This is a genomic window from Mesorhizobium sp. M1428 (assembly GCF_040317515.1).
Taxonomy (GTDB): Bacteria; Pseudomonadota; Alphaproteobacteria; order Rhizobiales; family Rhizobiaceae; genus Mesorhizobium.
The window spans coordinates 60,227-76,646 of sequence record NZ_JAMYKT010000008.1; the positions used below are offsets into that span (position 1 = coordinate 60,227).

Sequence of the window (16,420 nt, forward strand, 5' to 3'; positions counted from 1 at the left end):
AGCAATTCAGCCGGAAACGACCGCAAAGGCAAAGAAAAACCGCCCGGCTGGGCCGGGCGGTCGATTGGTCCAGCATTCTATCGATACCGGCGGAAAGATCAGGTGTTCTTGATCTGCTCGATCGCCTGCGCCATCAATTCATCCATGGTGCGGCGGATCTGATGGTCCGACTGGTCGATGCCGGCCGCATCGAAATCCTTGCGTATCTTGCGGAAAACGTCGTGATCGCCGGCTTCCTCGATGTCGCTGACGACCACTTCCCTGGCATAAGCGTCGGCGTCGGCGCCTGACTTGCCTAGCTTTTCGGCAGCCCACAGGCCGAGCGCTCTGTTGCGGCGTGCCGCGGCCTTGAACCGAAGTTCCTCGTCGAATGCGAATTTGCGCTCAAAGCCTTCTTCGCGGTCTTTCATGCTGCTCATGGCATCCCTCCGTGAAATCCGATTCGTTGCGCCAATATGTGTTGCCGGAGCACAAACCAAAAGGGCGCCGGCCGGTCAATATGCTACATTGGTTGCTGCGCTGCGGCATTTCGGTCCCCGAAAGCGGTTGATTGAAAGGATTTGCCGATTGAGCAAACAGTGCGATTGGGATAGACACCGGCATTGAACCCCACCGTCGCCATCTTATTTTAGGCAGACGGACAGTACTGGTCGCTTGCCGCCTGCCCGCAAATCCAGAGAAAAATCAGATGAAAAATCGCCGCCGCATTTATGAAGGCAAGGCCAAGATCCTTTATGAGGGACCGGAGCCTGGCACGCTGATCCAGTTCTTCAAGGACGACGCTACCGCTTTCAACAAGAAGAAGCATGAAATCGTCGATGGCAAAGGCGTGCTCAACAACCGCATTTCCGAGCACATCTTCAATCATCTCAACCGGATGGGCATTCCGACCCACTTCATCCGCCGGCTCAACATGCGCGAGCAGCTGATCAAGGAAGTCGAGATCATACCGCTCGAAGTGGTGGTGCGCAACGTCGCCGCCGGCTCGCTGGCCAAGCGCCTGGGCATCGAGGAAGGCACCGTGCTGCCGCGCTCGATCATCGAATTCTATTACAAGGCCGATGCGCTCGACGATCCGATGGTATCGGAAGAGCACATCACCGCCTTCGGCTGGGCGAGCCCGCAGGAGATCGACGACGTCATGGCGCTGGCCATTCGCGTCAACGACTTCCTTTCCGGCCTGTTCATGGGGGTCGGCATCCAGCTCGTCGACTTCAAGATCGAATGCGGCCGCCTGTTCGAAGGCGATATGATGCGCATCGTCGTCGCCGACGAGATTTCGCCGGACTCATGCCGGCTGTGGGACGTGGCGACCCAGGACAAGCTCGACAAGGACCGCTTCCGCCGCGACATGGGCGGGCTCGTCGAAGCTTATCAGGAAGTTGCCCGCCGCCTCGGCATCATGAACGAGAACGAGCCGCCGCGTCCGGCCGGACCGGTGCTCGTCGCATCGACCGACGGCGTCAAAGGCAAGCCGCACTGACGGCTTGCCCGCTCAACAGGTGAACAGGAGCATGTCCAGCGTGATCAAGGCCCGCATTACCGTAACCCTCAAGAACGGCGTGCTCGATCCACAAGGCAAGGCAATCGAGCATGCGCTGTCCGCAATGGGTTTCGGCGGCGTTGGCCAGGTGCGGCAAGGCAAGGTTTTCGATGTCGAGCTTGCCGAGGGCGACAAGGCCAAGGCCGAGGCCGATCTGAAAGCCATGTGTGACAAGCTTCTGGCGAATACGGTGATTGAGAACTATAGTGTGGCCATTACCTGAGGTTGTACCGGAGGGCAGATGACGGAAGCCACGAATGAGTTGATGTATGAGCTCCTCAAGCGTGTGCATCACGAAGTCGCTGAACTTCGCCAAGATGTTTCCGAAGTGAAGCGGGAGTTGAACGTAGTTCGGGGTCACATGGTCGCAACGCAAAGCGACATTCACAACATCTATGGCATTCTCGGCCGTCAAGACGATCGCCTTGAGCGCATAGAACGCCGCCTAGAATTGCGCGAACTCGCCGAAGCCCAGAGGCCCTACGAACCAAAATGAAATCAGCCGTCGTCCTGCTCCCCGGCCTCAATCGCGACCGCGACATGATCGCGGCGCTGACCAAGATTTCCGGCACGCCGCCGGTCACCGTCTGGCAGACCGACACCGAAATTCCCGATGTCGACCTGATCGCCATTCCCGGCGGCTTTTCCTTTGGCGATTATCTGCGCTGCGGTGCCATTGCCGCGCGCATGCCGGTGATGCGGGCTGTGGCCGAAAAGGCGGCCAGGGGCGTCACGGTCATCGGCGTCTGCAACGGTTTCCAGATCCTGGTCGAGGCAGGCTTGCTGCCGGGCGCATTGATGCGCAACACCTCGCTGAAATTCGTCTGCCGGCAAGTCAAGCTGCAGATTGCTAATGCCAACACGATGTTTACCCGCCGCTATCAGCCGGGCCAGGTCATCCGCGCGCCGGTGGCGCATCATGACGGCAATTATTTTGCCGACGTGGAAACGCTGGCTCGCCTCGAGGGCGAAGGCCAGGTGGTGTTCCGCTATGCCGAAGGCACCAATCCCAACGGCTCGATCAACGACATTGCCGGCATCGTCAACGGCCGCGGTAACGTGCTCGGCCTGATGCCGCATCCGGAAAACCTGATCGAAGCGGCGCATGGCGGCAGCGACGGCCGGGCGCTGTTCGAAAGCGCGCTGGGCATCGCCGCTTGATGCCTTCAATTTTCCTCCTGGAGCGACGGTCATGAAACTCTATTCGCGGCCGTTGTCGCCCTATTCGTCGATCGTGCGGGCGCTGGCCTATATCAAGAACGTGCCGCTCAAGGTCATTGCACCACCGCCGGGGTTTCCCATCCCCGAAGCCTTTCGTGCCATCTCGCCGCTCAACCGGATTCCGGTGCTGATCACCGGCTCGGGCGAAACGATCGTCGAATCGGTGGTCATTGCCGAATATCTGGAGGAGCGCTTTCCCGAGCCTGCATTGCTGCCCAAGGATTCGAAAGACCGGGCGCTGGTGCGCATGTTCGCCCGCATCACCGACCTCGACGTGCTCGCGCCGATGATGAAGCTGTTCGAGCTCTATTTCGTGCCGCAGCGCAATGAGGCGGAGATCAAGGCCCAGTTCGCCCGATTGCATCACGGGCTTGCTGCAATCGAGACCCGCATGGCGCATGGCCCGTTCGCGCTCGGCGACGACATCTCCTTCGCCGATGCCTGGCTGACGCCGACCCGCTTCATCTTCAACAATTTCAGGACAACGATCGGCCGCCCCGACCTGCTTGACGCCTATCCGAAATTCGATGCCTACGAGCAAATCGCCTTGCAGCATCCGGCGCTGTCGCGCGTCTGGGGTGAGATGACAGACGGTCTGAAGATCTTTCTGTCCGAACTCGAGATGGGCGCCGCTTGAACATGAGACTGACGACCACGCGCCTCGCCGTCGCTACTGTCGCCGGGCTTGTACTCGCCTCATGCCAGTCAGGCCCGAAGAGCACGCCGGCGCCGGCGGGCAAGAGCGCGTCACTGCTTGCCATGGAACAGGTGGCAATCGCTGCCCACAAATGCTGGATCGCCAGCAAGGACCCTGCCTTCAAATCTTACCAGATGGCCAACGAACTGAATTCGTTTAGCGGCACGCCCCGCTTCCTGCTGGTGCCGGCCAAGCATTATGGCGGAAAGCCGCTGCTGGTCGTGCAGGCGCAAGGCAATTCGAGCCGCGTCGACGTGTTCGGCCCGCTGATGGCGGAACCGCTCGGCGCGCGCATCGGCTCGGACATTGCCCGCTGGCAGGCGGGCAATCCGGCCTGCGGCGCTGCTGCCTAGCCCAGTGGGTCGCTTGCTGCAGATCACCGGTCTGGTTATCGGCCTGGCCGGACTCGTCCTGCAGATCTGCATCACCGTCCCGGCATCAATGGCGGCCGGCCGCGGCTTTGTCGGCTCGCTGGTCTTCTATTTCAGCTTCTTCACCGTCCTGACCAACATCGGCGCGGTGCTTGTCCATGCCTCGTTGCTGTCATCGACGGGTTACGCCTGGTTTCCGGCCTTTGCCGGGCCACGGATGCGAGCGGGCGTAGCCGTCGCCATACGCTGGTTCTCATCGTTTATGCAACGGTCCTGGCGCAGCTCTGGCAGCCGCAAGGGCTGTTCCTGCTCTGCGACGTTCTTCTGCACTATGTGACGCCGGTGCTGTTTGTGCTGTGGTGGCTTGTGGCGGGAGCTGACGGCTCGACGCGGTGGCGCGACATCTCCTGGTGGATGATCTATCCGATCGCCTACCTGGCCTACGCGCTGCTACGGGCGCCGATTGCCGGTGAAGTGCCCTACCCGTTCCTCGATCTCGCTAAGAACGGTGCGACCAGCGTCGCCGTCTCAGCTCTGGCCATCACCGGGCTTTTTCTGATGCTGTGCATTGTGGCGGTGCTTGTGGACCACGGTGTCACGCGGATCAGGGCGGAACGCATGCATCCGCGATGACGTTCTCCCGCCCTGGCTGCCTTTAGCGTCTTGGCACGGTTCGCGCGGCGCCTGCACGGATCGCCGCAGCAGCTTCACCGGCGATCCGTGACATGAACTTGCGCGTGAATTGGCCAAGCGGCTTGGCATCCTCGAGCGCCCAGCTCGTCGCGAGATCATCGGTGTTGAACTCATCGACGATAACCCAGGCTGGCGTATAGAGCGTGGCGCGACGGGCCTCCGTCTCAGGAACCTCGACATAGTACGCGTCAGGGCGTGGCGGCTGACTCGTGACCGGAAAGAGCAGCGCCTGCTTGCGGCCATTCTTACCGGCAACGATCAGCATGACGCAAGCCGGCCGCGCCTTGCGTCCGCTCTCCTCGCCGCGGTCATATTCCCTTGCCCACAGATAGGAGTAGAGAATGATCTGTCCGTGACCAAGCTCAGTCATCCCGGACATCATCTCGCGCAATTGCGTCGAGGCCGGCCAGAAGCTCGTCGCGTTCCTCGGCCGACAGATCCTCAACGCGGTGTGCCCGCTGAGCGCTGCGGCCGGTGATGCGGTCAAACTGCTCCGCCGTGAGGAGCACGAACTTTCGCTTGCCGCGCTTGGTGATGTCGACGGGACCACGGAACGCAGCCTCGACGACCTCGCCAGACTTATTGCCGAGATCTGTGAGCGTGAAACTCGCCATGGTAATCTCCTTCACGCCGGAAAATAGGTGAAATAGCTGTTTTCAGCAATACCCCTATTTATCGGAGGCGTCGCAGGTGAGAATCCTGTGAAGGCAAGAAGGAGGTCGCATCTCCGCGATGACCAGCGTGGCGGCTCAGTCCCAGAACGGCCTCAGACCCTCACGATGGGCATCGCAGCGCGAAATGCCGATATCCTTGAGCTGGGCGTCGGTCATCTCGAGCAGAACTAGCCGACTGCGTCGGCGATCCAGCAGGCTGTCGATCCATCGGACGAATGACGTGACCACTTGCACAAGCCGGCGAACATAGGATCTCCGGCCCGACGAGCGGCTTCCGGTCAATTCAACTGCCGCGTAGCGGATTGTCTCTATTGTACCCATTTTCTTTCTGCCAAGATTGCAATTGTGCCGTTTTGGACGGCTTGCTTCATATGTATTGACTCCCAAATCGGTGCAATGTACAAAATTGTCACCATGACAACTTGGCTTCCAGACCTTACCGCCGGCACCGGCCCGCTCTATCAGCGGCTTGCCGATTCCATCGAGACGGACATCGACCGCGGCCTGATCGGTGCAGGGGCAAAGCTGCCGCCGCAGCGCGATCTGGCATACGACATCGGCACGACCGTCGGCACGGTCGGCAGGGCCTATCAACTGCTGCGCGAGCGGGGATTGGTCAGCGGCGAGGTCGGCCGCGGGACCTATGTTCTCGCTCAACAGTCGGAGAGCGCGAAGCCGGAGTTCCTGGGGCCGGTCGAACAAGGCACGCGCTATATGGATGCGCCCGGCGACAAGCTGCGCTTCGATAGCACGGCCGCACCGGATGTCGGCCAGGGTGCCATCGTCGCCGATGTGTTGACACGCACGGCGCAAGACCATCCGCATGAGATTTCAAGCTATACTCGTGATTTCCCGGACCGCTGGTTCGAAGCCGGCAGGCGCTGGCTGTCACGCAATTCCTTTCGCCCAGCCGCAGATGCGATCGTACCCACGCTCGGCACCCACGCCGCGGTGATGGCAACCATTGCGGGGCTCACCGCCCCAGGCGACTATGTCGTCTTCGAGCACCTCACCTATTCGCAGATTTCCCGCAGCGCCGGCCTTATCGGTCGCCGGACCGCATTGGTGGCGGCTGACGACGAGGGCATCGATCCCGAGGATTTCGAACGCGTCTGTGCACAAAAGCATCCGAAGATGATGTTTTTGATGCCGACGGCCAAAAATCCGACGCTGACAACGCTGTCGGCCTCGCGCCGCGAGGCAATCGCGCAAGTCGCCCGTCAATACAACGTCGTCCTGATCGAGGACGATCTCTATGGCGGACTGACCGATGATCCGACACCTTTATTGGCCGAATATGCTCCCGAACGGACCATCGTTGCCGGCGGCCTGTCGAAATCGGTCGCGGCGGGTGTTCGCGGCGGTTGGCTCGCCTGCCCGCCGGCCTATCGTCATCGCATCCGGGTCGCCCACAAGATGATGACGGGCGGCCTGCCCTTCCTGCTGGCGGAGGTGGGCAGCCGACTGGTGCTGTCCGGTCAGGCCGCCGAGATGCGCAAGCGCAGCATTGGCGAGATCGGTGCGCGCATTGCGATCGTGCGCGAGACACTCGACGGATTCGACTTCAAGGCGCTGGATAATGTGCCCTTCGTCTGGCTCACTTTGCCGGACCCATGGCTTTCCGGCACTTTCAAACAGGCTTGCCTCGAACATGGCGTGCTCATCGACGACGAGGACGAGTTCAAGGCGGGACGTTCCGAACAGGCCTTTCACGGCGTGCGGTTTGGCATCTCGCAGCCGCGACAGCGGGGCGATATCGCGCACGGCGTCGCGGTGATCCGGCGGCTTCTGGACGAAGGCCGCGCCGGCTATGACAGCTTTTCCTGAACCGGCTTGAAACCGGCGGGTCGAGTGGCGATCTTTCGCTACTTGCGGCCAGCTGTTGCTTTCCGTTGTTTTAGTCATCGGACGGGGTGTATCGGCTGCAAAGCTTGCGATAAGACGGGACTCGATCCCAAGGACACAAATTGCCGACCATGACCATTTCCAATTCCGTGCCGATCACTCCGGAACTCATTGCCGCGCACGGGCTGAAGCCCGACGAGTACCTGCGCATCCTCGACCTGGTCGGGCGCGAACCGAGCTTTACCGAACTCGGTATTTTTTCCGCGATGTGGAACGAGCATTGTTCCTATAAATCCTCGAAGAAGTGGCTGCGCACGCTGCCGACCACCGGGCCGCAAGTCATCCAGGGCCCGGGCGAGAATGCCGGCGTGGTCGACATCGGAGATGGCGACTGCGTCGTCTTCAAGATGGAGAGCCATAACCATCCCTCCTACATCGAGCCTTATCAGGGAGCGGCGACCGGCGTCGGCGGCATCCTGCGCGATGTCTTCACCATGGGCGCGCGGCCGATCGCGGCGATGAACGCGCTGCGCTTCGGTGCGCCGGACCATCCCAAAACCAGGCACCTCGTTGCCGGCGTCGTTTCCGGGGTCGGTGGCTACGGCAATTCCTTCGGTGTGCCGACGGTCGGCGGCGAGGTCAATTTCGACGCCCGCTACAATGGCAATATCCTGGTCAATGCGTTTGCCGCGGGCCTCGCGAAGACAGACGCAATCTTTCTGTCCGAGGCCAAGGGCGTCGGCCTTCCGGTCGTCTATCTCGGCGCCAAGACGGGGCGCGATGGTGTCGGCGGCGCCACCATGGCCTCGGCTGAGTTCGACGACAAGATCGACGAGAAGCGGCCCACCGTGCAGGTTGGCGATCCGTTCACCGAAAAATGCCTGCTCGAAGCCTGCCTCGAACTGATGGCGTCCGGCGCAGTTATCGCCATCCAGGACATGGGTGCCGCCGGCCTCACCTGCTCGGCAGTCGAAATGGGCGCCAAGGGCGACCTCGGCATCGAGCTCGATCTCGACAAGGTGCCGGTGCGTGAAGAGCGCATGAGCGCCTATGAGATGATGCTTTCGGAGAGCCAGGAGCGCATGCTGATGGTGCTGCGCCCCGAAAAGGAAAAACAGGCCGAGGCGATCTTCCACAAATGGGGCCTTGATTTTGCCATCGTCGGCAAGACCACCGACGATCTGCGCTTCCGCGTGCTGCACCAGGGCGACGAGGTCGCCAACCTGCCGATCAAGGATCTCGGCGACCAGGCGCCGGAATATGACCGTCCCTGGGTCGAGCCGAAGAAGCCGGCGCCATTGGCTGGCGATGCACCGCAAGCCGATGTGGCCGACGCACTGCTCAAGCTGCTGGGCGGCCCGGACCTTTCCTCGCGCCGCTGGGTGTGGGAGCAGTACGACACGCTGATCCAGGGCAATTCGCTGCAGCTTCCCGGCGGCGACGCCGGTGTCGTGCGCGTCGACGGTCATCCGACCAAGGCGCTCGCCTTTTCCTCCGACGTGACGCCGCGCTATTGCGAGGCCGACCCTTACGAGGGCGGCAAGCAGGCCGTTGCCGAATGCTGGCGCAATCTTACCGCCACCGGTGCTCTGCCGCTCGCTGCCACCGACAACCTCAATTTCGGCAATCCGGAACGGCCGGAGATCATGGGCCAGTTGGTTGGTGCCGTGAAAGGCATCGGCGATGCTTGCAGGGCGCTCGACTTCCCGATCGTCTCCGGCAACGTCTCCCTCTACAATGAGACCAACGGACAGGGCATCCTGCCGACTCCAACCATCGGTGGCGTCGGTCTGATTGCCGACTGGTCGAAAATGGTGCGGATCGGCTTTGCCGCCGAAGGCCAGATGATCGTGCTGGTCGGCGCACCGACCATGTGGGGCACGCATCTTGGCCAGTCCGCCTATATGCGCGACATCCATGGCCGCGCCGACGGCCAGCCGCCGCCGGTCGATCTCGGCCACGAGAAGCGGGTCGGCGACCATGTGCGGGCGCTGATCGCCTCCGGTGTCGTTACCGCGGCGCATGACGTTTCCGATGGCGGCATCGCGGTGGCGCTGGCCGAGATGGCGATGGCCTCCGGCATCGGCGCGACCATCCCCGGCCTGATCGGCACAGGCCCAATCCCGGTCTGGTTCGGCGAGGACCAGGGCCGTTATCTGCTGACGCTGTCGATCGACCCGCAGAGCGAGCAATGGGACGCCATTCGCGAACAGCAAAACAAGCTCGGCGTTTTTGCGCCGTGGATCGGCTCGACCGGCGGCAGCGAATTGAAGCTGGGTGAGGCGCGTGCCATACCGGTCAGCGAATTGACCGCCGCCCACGAATCCTGGTTCCCTCGCTTCATGGCAAATGAGGTCGTGGATCCGTGATGTGATCGAGCGGGGCCCTTTCTCTGTGGTTCGTCCGCCTTTTCGACCATATCTATGAGATCACGACCTGAACAAGGAATCCTCGCATGGCAATGGACGCCCACGACATCGAACGGCTGATCAAGGAAGGCATTCCGGACGCCAAGGTTACGATTCGCGACCTGGCCGGCGACGGCGACCATTATGCGGCCGAGGTTGTGGCCGAAAGTTTTCGCGGCAAAAGCCGCGTCCAGCAGCACCAGATGGTCTATGACGCGCTGAAGGGCAACATGGGCGGCGTGCTGCACGCGCTTGCCCTGCAGACCAGCGTGCCGGACTAATTCTACGCAAGCGGGAAGTCATGGCCAAAGGCGACAGCGATCCGGTTGCAGTGAGTGCCTATGCTTCCTTTGCCGAGCGCTATGATGCGCTGGCGCCGATCAAGCCGCACAACGCCCTCTATGAACGGCCGGCCTCGCTGGAGTTGCTGGGCGACGTGAAGGGTCTGAACATACTGGACGCCGGTTGCGGCTCCGGTATCTGCTCGGAAAAGCTGGCTCGCTCAGGTGCGCGGGTAAGTGCCTTCGACATTACGCCGGAAATGCTGGCTTTGGCACGTCAGCGCTGCGCTGGGCTCAATGTCGATATGCGGCTTGGCAATCTCGAAAGGGCTCTCGACTGGCTCGCGGATGGCAGTTTCGATCGCATACTTTGCTCGTTGGCGCTCGACTATGTCGAAAAACTGGGCCCGGTATTCGCTGAGTTTCATCGCGTCTCCTGCCCGGGCGGCTGGCTGGTGTTCTCTATGAGCCATCCAATGCGCGACTGGCAGGACACGCGCACGCGCGGGACGAAAACCTATTTTGAAACGAATCGCTGGGGCATGCATTGGGGAGGTTTTGGCGAACCAAATCCCTATGTTGAATCCTATCGTAGACCGCTCGGCGATATCCTCAATGGCCTTGCCGATACGGGCTGGACGCTCGACCGCTTCGTCGAGCCACTTCCCGCGCCTGAGATGGAAATGGTCGACCCCAGGCATTTTGCCGACCTGAGTTTGGCGCCTGCATTCATATGCGTGCGTGCGCACAAATAACCCTCCCTCACCTTTTCGCCGAAACGGCAATGATCGGCCCGGCCGGATAGTTTCCACCAACAATCATCCGCTCGCCGTTCGACAGCGCCGAAACGACGCCGTCGAAGAAGAGCGCGTTGGCGCAGTCGAGCCCATCGCGAAACAGCCGTGCAAAGCTGCCGAGGCTGACTTCAGAGCGCGAGATCGCCAGCACGACGGTGTTTTCGTCACGCATACCGACGCCGTTGCGGATATAGCGCGATGTGCCGTTCTGCTCGAAGCGGGGATGAAGCCGGCCGTCGATCACCAGCATCGGGCCGGATTGCGTGGCAAACATCACGTCCGGCCTGGCGGCGGCATAGGCGCTTGTCTCCATGACCGCCGCCTTGCCGTCCTTGCGGACCAGGAACACGCCGTTCGGTTTCAGGAAGAAATTGCCTTCGCTATCGGCGACGTTGATCGGCGCCTTCTCCCGGCCGTCTTCGACGAGAAGGCCGACCGGAGTCAGGTCTTGGTGATACATGCCGGCGTTCATGGCGAGCAGCACCGGGCGGCCCTGATCCGCCATCGCCTTGTCGAATTTGTCCAGTGAACCGAAAGCCTTGCCATCGAGGCCTGTGTGGAACACACCGACGTCATAGCGGCGCAGATCGATCTCGCAGATGACATAGGCGACCGCCTCGAAGCTCGCATCGCGGCACGGCGCCGGCAATTCACCGCCGACGACCAGCGGTGGCTCTCTCGGCGACTTGGCCCACCAGATCAAGATCAATGCGGCGACCAGAACGGCGAGGAGGAACCCGGCGGGATATCGTCTTTTCATCGCGCCTCGGGGAAGATGGTGGCCAACGGCTTGGCCCAAGATCGGACGTTCCTTTGCGCCATTTGCATGGCAAGGCGGCAAACATCTTGTTTCGCGCAATCCATGGGTTTATTTGAAGGGTAATGTTCGAGCCTGACTCCCACAGGCATGAAAGGGTTTTCCATGAGCGGCATCAACGACTACATCGACAATGAAGTGAAGGGCAACGACGTCGTTCTCTTCATGAAGGGCACGCCCGGCTTCCCGCAATGCGGATTTTCCGGCCAGGTCGTGCAGATCCTCGACTATATCGGCGCTGACTATAAAGGCGTCGACGTGCTGACGTCGGCCGAACTGCGGCAAGGCATCAAGGACTACTCCAACTGGCCGACCATCCCGCAGCTCTACGTCAAGGGCGAGTTCGTCGGCGGCTGCGACATCATCCGCGAGATGTTCCAGGCAGGCGAATTGCAGACCTTCCTCGTCGAAAAGGGTGTCAGCGTCAAAGGCGCCGCCTAACTTCTGTTTCTGCGTATGAGCTTCCGATTGCGATTTTCGGGGTTCATGCGCTAAGCGCCGGGGCAGCTTGGCAAAAAGTTCTGCCCGATATCGGGTAATCAACGAATGGATGCGTCGGCCAGCCGGCGCATTTTCGTTTGGGGATCGGACTGGCCGTGGATCAGCAAGCACAAGCGCAGCAAAAGGCAAGCACCTTGCCCATTCCGCGCTGGGAATTCATTGCGCTGTGCGCGGCGCTGATGGCGCTCAATTCGCTGGCCATCGACATTATTTTGCCGGCGCTGCAGCAGATCGGCGCTTCGCTTGGCGTCGAAAATGAAAACCACCGGCAATATGTGGTCACCGCCTATATCCTTGGCTTTGGCGGCGGACAGCTGTTCTTCGGGCCGATCTCGGACCGTTTCGGGCGCCGCGCGCCGCTTGTCGCAGGGCTGGTGATCTACGTCGTGGCGGCCGGCGCTGCGGCAATCGCCCCGTCATTCGCCACGCTTCTGCTATGCCGCACCGTGCAAGGCATCGGTGCGGCGGCGACGCGCGTCATTGCCGTCTCGATCGTGCGCGATACGTTCGACGGAAGGCGTATGGCCGAAGTCATGTCCTTGATCTTCATGGTGTTCATGGCCATTCCGGTGGTGGCGCCCGGTATCGGCCAGTTCATCATGCTGTTTGCGACCTGGCATGTGATCTTCGTCACCATGGCAGCCGGCGCGCTGATCGTGTCGGCCTGGTCGCTGCTGCGCCTGCCCGAGACACTGCACCCCGAATATCGCCGGCCGCTGACGCTGTCCTCCATCATCGGCGGCTTCCGCATCGTTCTCACCAACCGCATCGCGCTCTGCTACGCCTTCGCCAGCACCTTCATCTTCGGCGCCATGTTCGGCTTCATCGCCTCGGCCCAGCAGATCTATGTCAGCGTGTTCGATGTCGGCGAGATGTTCCCGGTCATCTTCGCGGGGGTTGCGGGCGTGCTTGCTTTTTCGAACTACCTCAACGCGCGCCTCGTCGGCCGTATCGGCATGCGCCGCCTGTCGCAAAGCGCGCTGCTGCTGTTTCTGGCCATCAGCCTTGCCTGGCTGGTCGTTTCCATCGAAATGAAGATGCCGCTCTGGCTCTTCATTACCTTCTTTGCCTGCGCCATGGTCCCGTTCGGCGCGCTCGGCGCGAACTTCAACGCGCTCGCCATGGAGCCGCTGGGGCACCTGGCCGGCACTGCGTCATCGATCCTTGGGTTCATGCAGACATTTCTTGGCGGCATTCTCGGCACGCTGATCGGCCAAGCCTTCAACGGCACGGTGACGCCGCTGGCCGCCGGGTTCTGCAGCGTGTCGGTGGCGGCGCTGCTGATGATCCTCATGGCCGAGCGCGGCAGACTATTCCAGCCGCATAACCCGCCGGTTTAATGCACATTGCCGGGCGCGCCTAGGATGCACCCTCACTGACCGCGGTGAAGCGAGGGAACAGCGTACGTCCTGCGATTGCTCCACCCATGCTGTCCGAAACGGGCAATGGAAGAGCCCTGTCGAGCGCCTCGAGGACGGAAGCCACGAAGGCCCGGTTGAGCGGACCATCGTCGCCTAGATGGGAGTAAGTGGCGCGCGGCTTGCCGATAAGCGTGCCGTTTCGGCGAATTGAGAACTGCAGCGTCAGGGTCATGCCCGCGGTTCCGGGCGGCGGCTCCCAGCAGGCGAAGATCGCGGAGAACATCTCGTCTATGGTGTCGACGGAGTCGGGGCTGCGACATGCGCGTTCCCCAGATCTTGCTTCATTGACACCGGCAACCAAGGCAAGGGCAAAGGCCGTTGCAACAATTGCGGACCGAGGTTTCATTCGAGGTCTCCGGTTTTTGCACAAGATTGGATAACTTTGGCAGCGAAGAGTTATTCCGCCCAGAGCTCGCGGCGCAGCTCTCGCCAGCTTTCCCGGTCCGGCGCGACCAGCAGGCCACCTCCGACATGCGATGGCAGATAGGCGCTGCCGTCGAAGCGCGCGGCATGGCCGCCGGCCTCCGCATGGATCAGCACGCCAGCCAGGTGATCCCAAGGCATCAGCTTGTTGTAGACGACGAAATGGCCGTGGCCGCTGGCCAGCAGGCGGTATTCGTGAGCGGCGCAGCGATAATTGAACTGCGACAGCGACTTGGTCTGGTTGCGCGCCAAACGTGAGCGGTCCGGCTCGGGCACATAGTGCCATGAGACCGCACCGGTCATTTCCGATATCGGCGCCGGTTTGGCGACATGGACCTTTTCCAGATTGCCATGGGCATGGCGGATATGGCTGCCGGCGCCACTAACGCCGATCAGCCAGTCCTTGCCGACGGGATCGTGGATGATGCCGGCGACGGTCTCGCCCTTGACCACGACGCCCAGCATGACGCCGAACAGCGGCACGCCGGAAGCGAAGTTGAAGGTGCCGTCGACCGGATCGATGACGAAGGCGAGATCGGCATCGCCGAGGCCCTCAAGCAGCGCCGGATTGTCGGAGCACGCCTCCTCGCCAACGATCATCGCCTGGGGGTAACGTTCGCGCAGCTTGACGGTGATCAGTCGCTCGGCGTTGACGTCGGCCTCCGTCACCAAATCGGCGACCGAAGTCTTCTGGCGAATGTCGCCCTCGTTCAGCCGGCGAAAACGCGGCATGATCTCGGCCTTGGCGACGTCGGACAGAAGTTCAGCGAGCCAGTCGATCGCGGTATCGTCAAATGTCATCGGCTTGCCTTGCGGTGAGGGTGTCGTTGAGGGCGGTAAAATCGAAGAGTTTGCGGTCGAGCAGATGCGAGGGCCTCACATTGGCCATGGCGCGGATCATCGTGTCCTTGCGGCCGGGCATGCGCTTTTCCAGATCGTCGAGCATCGCCTTCATGGCATTGCGCTGCAGGCCTTCCTGGCTGCCGCAGAGATCGCAGGGGATGATCGGGAACCTCATGGCGCCGGCGAATTTTTCGAGATCGACCTCGGCGCAATAGGCGAGCGGCCTGAGCACCATGACGTCGCCCTCGTCGTTGATGAGCTTTGGCGGCATGGCGGCGAGGCGTCCGCCATGGAACAGGTTCATGAAGAAGGTTTCGAGGATATCCTCGCGGTGGTGGCCGAGCACCAGGGCCGAACAGCCCTCCTCCCGCGCGATGCGGTAGAGATGGCCGCGCCTCAGCCGCGAGCAGAGCGAACAATAGGTGCTGCCCTCGGGGAGCTTGTCGGTGACCACCGAATAGGTGTCCTGATATTCGATGCGGTGCGGGATGCCATGGCTGTCGAGATAGTCGGGCAGGATGTGTTTGGGGAAGTTCGGCTGACCCTGGTCGAGATTGCAGGCCAGCAACTCGACCGGCAGCAGGCCGCGCCATTTGAGATCGAGCAGCAGAGCAAGCAGGCCGTAGGAATCCTTGCCGCCCGACAACGCCACCAGCCAGCGAGCGCCGGGCCTTGCCATCGCGAAATCGTCGATCGCCTGACGGGTAAGCCGCAGCAGCCGCTTGCGCAGCTTGTTGAACTCGACAGAAGACGGCACATCGGCAAACAGCGGATGAAAGCCGCCTTCGGCATCGGCAACCGGTTCGAGTGTTTCTGGCAGCATGTTCATGGCGCGTCGGCCCCAAAATCCTTGTTGCCGCCCGGAGTAGCGCATCGGCCTGAAAATCGAAATCGATTTTCGGATGCCTAAAAGAAAAGGCCGCCTCGACGGGCGGCCTTCGATGGTGTCGCAGACGAAGAAATCGATCAGCGCGAATAGAATTCGACGACCAGGTTCGGTTCCATCTGTACGGCGAACGGAACGTCGGCCAGGCCGGGGATGCGCGTGAAGCTCGCGGTCATCTTGTTGTGGTCGGCTTCGATGTAATCCGGGACATCGCGTTCGGCCAGGCCCACCGATTCGAGGACGATCACCAGCTGCTTCGACTTCTCGCGCACTTCGATGATGTCGCCCGGCTTGCAGCGGTACGAGCCGATGTTGACGCGCTTGCCGTTGACATTGACGTGGCCGTGATTGACGAACTGGCGCGCCGCAAAGATTGTCGGCACGAACTTGGCGCGGTAGACGACCGCGTCGAGACGCGATTCGAGCAGGCCGATCAGGTTCTCCGAGGTGTCGCCCTTGCGGCGGTCCGCCTCTTCATAGACCTTGCGGAACTGCTTCTCCGAAACGTCGCCATAGTGGCCCTTCAGCTTCTGCTTGGCGCGCAGCTGCAGGCCGAAATCGGAAAGCTTGCCCTTGCGGCGCTGGCCATGCTGGCCGGGGCCGTATTCACGCTTGTTGACCGGGGACTTCGGGCGGCCCCAGATGTTTTCGCCGAGACGGCGGTCGATCTTGTACTTCGCGGATTCGCGCTTGCTCATCGCATTCCCTTTCAAAACAACACACCCGGAGCCTCATGGTCCGGGTGAAGGAAACGCGCCCTCCTCTGGCCTCCGTTTTCGAGACCTGACAGGGTTTTCCACGCAACGCGACGGAAAACCCACGGGACACGTCATTTCAAACAAGACATAGGGAAAGTAAAACCGGCTTCCCAAACGCCTTGCACATAAAGAAAACCACCGGGCATTGCGGCCCGGTGTTGGTGGGCTGGTTAAACGGAGATTTAACCGCTGTCAAGCTTCTGGCTGGCGCGAATCGCCGAAGCGGGTAGTGTTATGGTTG

General features: G+C 61.5%; 21 protein-coding genes and 1 pseudogene. 13 read left to right on the plus strand and 9 right to left on the minus strand.

What is annotated here, in order from left to right; translation table 11 throughout:
* Window positions 1-98: 98 nt before the first annotated feature.
* A complete protein-coding gene (locus NKG60_RS13540) occupies window positions 99-419 on the minus strand; it encodes a DUF1476 domain-containing protein (RefSeq protein ID WP_023674726.1) in 321 nt (106 codons plus the stop codon).
* A gap of 269 nt (window positions 420-688) precedes the next feature.
* Between NKG60_RS13540 and purC the strand changes: the two genes are divergently transcribed.
* The 7 genes and pseudogenes from purC (at window position 689) to NKG60_RS13575 (ending at window position 4,465) form a co-directional block, all read left to right on the plus strand.
* A complete protein-coding gene (purC, locus tag NKG60_RS13545; protein ID WP_023674725.1) occupies window positions 689-1,483 on the plus strand; it encodes a phosphoribosylaminoimidazolesuccinocarboxamide synthase in 795 nt (264 codons plus the stop codon).
* Window positions 1,484-1,523: 40 nt separating this feature from the next.
* The gene (purS, locus tag NKG60_RS13550; protein ID WP_352865917.1) at window positions 1,524-1,766 is read left to right on the plus strand and encodes a phosphoribosylformylglycinamidine synthase subunit PurS; all 243 of its coding nucleotides are present in this window, start codon (window positions 1,524-1,526) and stop codon (window positions 1,764-1,766) included.
* Window positions 1,767-1,784: 18 nt separating this feature from the next.
* The gene (locus NKG60_RS13555) at window positions 1,785-2,039 is read left to right on the plus strand and encodes a hypothetical protein (protein ID WP_352492450.1); all 255 of its coding nucleotides are present in this window, start codon (window positions 1,785-1,787) and stop codon (window positions 2,037-2,039) included.
* Window positions 2,036-2,704, plus strand: coding sequence for a phosphoribosylformylglycinamidine synthase subunit PurQ (gene purQ / locus NKG60_RS13560; protein ID WP_352662532.1), 669 nt, complete (start codon window positions 2,036-2,038; stop codon window positions 2,702-2,704). Before NKG60_RS13555 ends, purQ begins: the two co-directional genes overlap by 4 nt.
* Before the next feature lie 31 nt (window positions 2,705-2,735).
* On the plus strand, window positions 2,736-3,401 hold the full coding sequence (locus tag NKG60_RS13565; protein ID WP_352662535.1) for a glutathione S-transferase family protein: 666 nt from the start codon (window positions 2,736-2,738) through the stop codon (window positions 3,399-3,401).
* 2 nt (window positions 3,402-3,403) lie between these two features.
* Window positions 3,404-3,814, plus strand: coding sequence for a hypothetical protein (locus tag NKG60_RS13570; protein ID WP_352662538.1), 411 nt, complete (start codon window positions 3,404-3,406; stop codon window positions 3,812-3,814).
* 4 nt (window positions 3,815-3,818) lie between these two features.
* Window positions 3,819-4,465 (plus strand): annotated as a pseudogene (locus NKG60_RS13575) (Pr6Pr family membrane protein).
* A 22-nt stretch (window positions 4,466-4,487) separates the two neighbouring features.
* Here the strand turns inward: NKG60_RS13575 and NKG60_RS13580 are convergent.
* The 3 genes from NKG60_RS13580 to NKG60_RS13590 form a co-directional block, all read right to left on the minus strand.
* Window positions 4,488-4,895 (minus strand): hypothetical protein, encoded by a 408-nt coding sequence (locus NKG60_RS13580; RefSeq protein ID WP_352662544.1) that lies wholly within the window; start codon window positions 4,893-4,895, stop codon window positions 4,488-4,490.
* Complete coding sequence (locus tag NKG60_RS13585; RefSeq protein ID WP_352662547.1) at window positions 4,888-5,139, minus strand: type II toxin-antitoxin system prevent-host-death family antitoxin; 252 nt, start codon at window positions 5,137-5,139, stop codon at window positions 4,888-4,890. The genes NKG60_RS13580 and NKG60_RS13585 overlap by 8 nt, the downstream gene beginning before the upstream one ends.
* 135 nt (window positions 5,140-5,274) lie before the next feature.
* Complete coding sequence (locus NKG60_RS13590) at window positions 5,275-5,520, minus strand: DUF1127 domain-containing protein (RefSeq protein WP_352467262.1); 246 nt, start codon at window positions 5,518-5,520, stop codon at window positions 5,275-5,277.
* Window positions 5,521-5,613: 93 nt separating this feature from the next.
* On the opposite strand from NKG60_RS13590, the gene NKG60_RS13595 reads away from it, so the two are divergent.
* The 4 genes from NKG60_RS13595 (at window position 5,614) to NKG60_RS13610 (ending at window position 10,488) form a co-directional block, all read left to right on the plus strand.
* Window positions 5,614-7,026 (plus strand): aminotransferase-like domain-containing protein, encoded by a 1,413-nt coding sequence (locus NKG60_RS13595; RefSeq protein WP_352865789.1) that lies wholly within the window; start codon window positions 5,614-5,616, stop codon window positions 7,024-7,026.
* A 149-nt stretch (window positions 7,027-7,175) separates the two neighbouring features.
* A complete protein-coding gene (purL, locus tag NKG60_RS13600; protein ID WP_352865915.1) occupies window positions 7,176-9,413 on the plus strand; it encodes a phosphoribosylformylglycinamidine synthase subunit PurL in 2,238 nt (745 codons plus the stop codon).
* Between the two features lie 86 nt (window positions 9,414-9,499).
* Window positions 9,500-9,733 carry a BolA/IbaG family iron-sulfur metabolism protein gene (locus tag NKG60_RS13605; RefSeq protein ID WP_023674714.1) on the plus strand — a complete coding sequence of 78 codons (234 nt, stop codon included), beginning with the start codon at window positions 9,500-9,502 and terminating at the stop codon, window positions 9,731-9,733.
* A gap of 20 nt (window positions 9,734-9,753) precedes the next feature.
* Window positions 9,754-10,488: a class I SAM-dependent methyltransferase gene (locus tag NKG60_RS13610; RefSeq protein ID WP_352865787.1), complete on the plus strand. Its 735-nt coding sequence runs from the start codon at window positions 9,754-9,756 to the stop codon at window positions 10,486-10,488.
* 7 nt (window positions 10,489-10,495) lie between these two features.
* Here NKG60_RS13610 and NKG60_RS13615 read toward each other — a convergent pair whose 3' ends face one another.
* Window positions 10,496-11,290 (minus strand): phosphodiester glycosidase family protein, encoded by a 795-nt coding sequence (locus tag NKG60_RS13615; protein WP_352865785.1) that lies wholly within the window; start codon window positions 11,288-11,290, stop codon window positions 10,496-10,498.
* A 162-nt stretch (window positions 11,291-11,452) separates the two neighbouring features.
* On the opposite strand from NKG60_RS13615, the gene grxD reads away from it, so the two are divergent.
* Together grxD and NKG60_RS13625 are read left to right on the plus strand one after the other, a co-directional pair.
* Complete coding sequence (grxD, locus tag NKG60_RS13620) at window positions 11,453-11,788, plus strand: Grx4 family monothiol glutaredoxin (RefSeq protein WP_023674712.1); 336 nt, start codon at window positions 11,453-11,455, stop codon at window positions 11,786-11,788.
* 200 nt (window positions 11,789-11,988) lie between these two features.
* The gene (locus NKG60_RS13625) at window positions 11,989-13,188 is read left to right on the plus strand and encodes a multidrug effflux MFS transporter (RefSeq protein WP_502911895.1); all 1,200 of its coding nucleotides are present in this window, start codon (window positions 11,989-11,991) and stop codon (window positions 13,186-13,188) included.
* A gap of 19 nt (window positions 13,189-13,207) precedes the next feature.
* On the opposite strand, the gene NKG60_RS13630 is transcribed toward NKG60_RS13625, so the two are convergent.
* The 4 genes from NKG60_RS13630 to rpsD form a co-directional block, all read right to left on the minus strand.
* Window positions 13,208-13,615, minus strand: coding sequence for a UCP034077 family protein (locus tag NKG60_RS13630; RefSeq protein WP_352865780.1), 408 nt, complete (start codon window positions 13,613-13,615; stop codon window positions 13,208-13,210).
* A 50-nt stretch (window positions 13,616-13,665) separates the two neighbouring features.
* Window positions 13,666-14,493 (minus strand): inositol monophosphatase family protein, encoded by an 828-nt coding sequence (locus NKG60_RS13635; RefSeq protein ID WP_352662567.1) that lies wholly within the window; start codon window positions 14,491-14,493, stop codon window positions 13,666-13,668.
* Window positions 14,483-15,364, minus strand: coding sequence for a tRNA 2-thiocytidine(32) synthetase TtcA (ttcA, locus tag NKG60_RS13640; protein WP_352662570.1), 882 nt, complete (start codon window positions 15,362-15,364; stop codon window positions 14,483-14,485). The genes NKG60_RS13635 and ttcA overlap by 11 nt, the downstream gene beginning before the upstream one ends.
* A gap of 137 nt (window positions 15,365-15,501) precedes the next feature.
* Window positions 15,502-16,119, minus strand: a complete 618-nt coding sequence (gene rpsD / locus NKG60_RS13645; protein WP_352865777.1) for a 30S ribosomal protein S4 — start codon at window positions 16,117-16,119, stop codon at window positions 15,502-15,504.
* Between the last annotated feature and the right edge of the window lie 301 nt (window positions 16,120-16,420).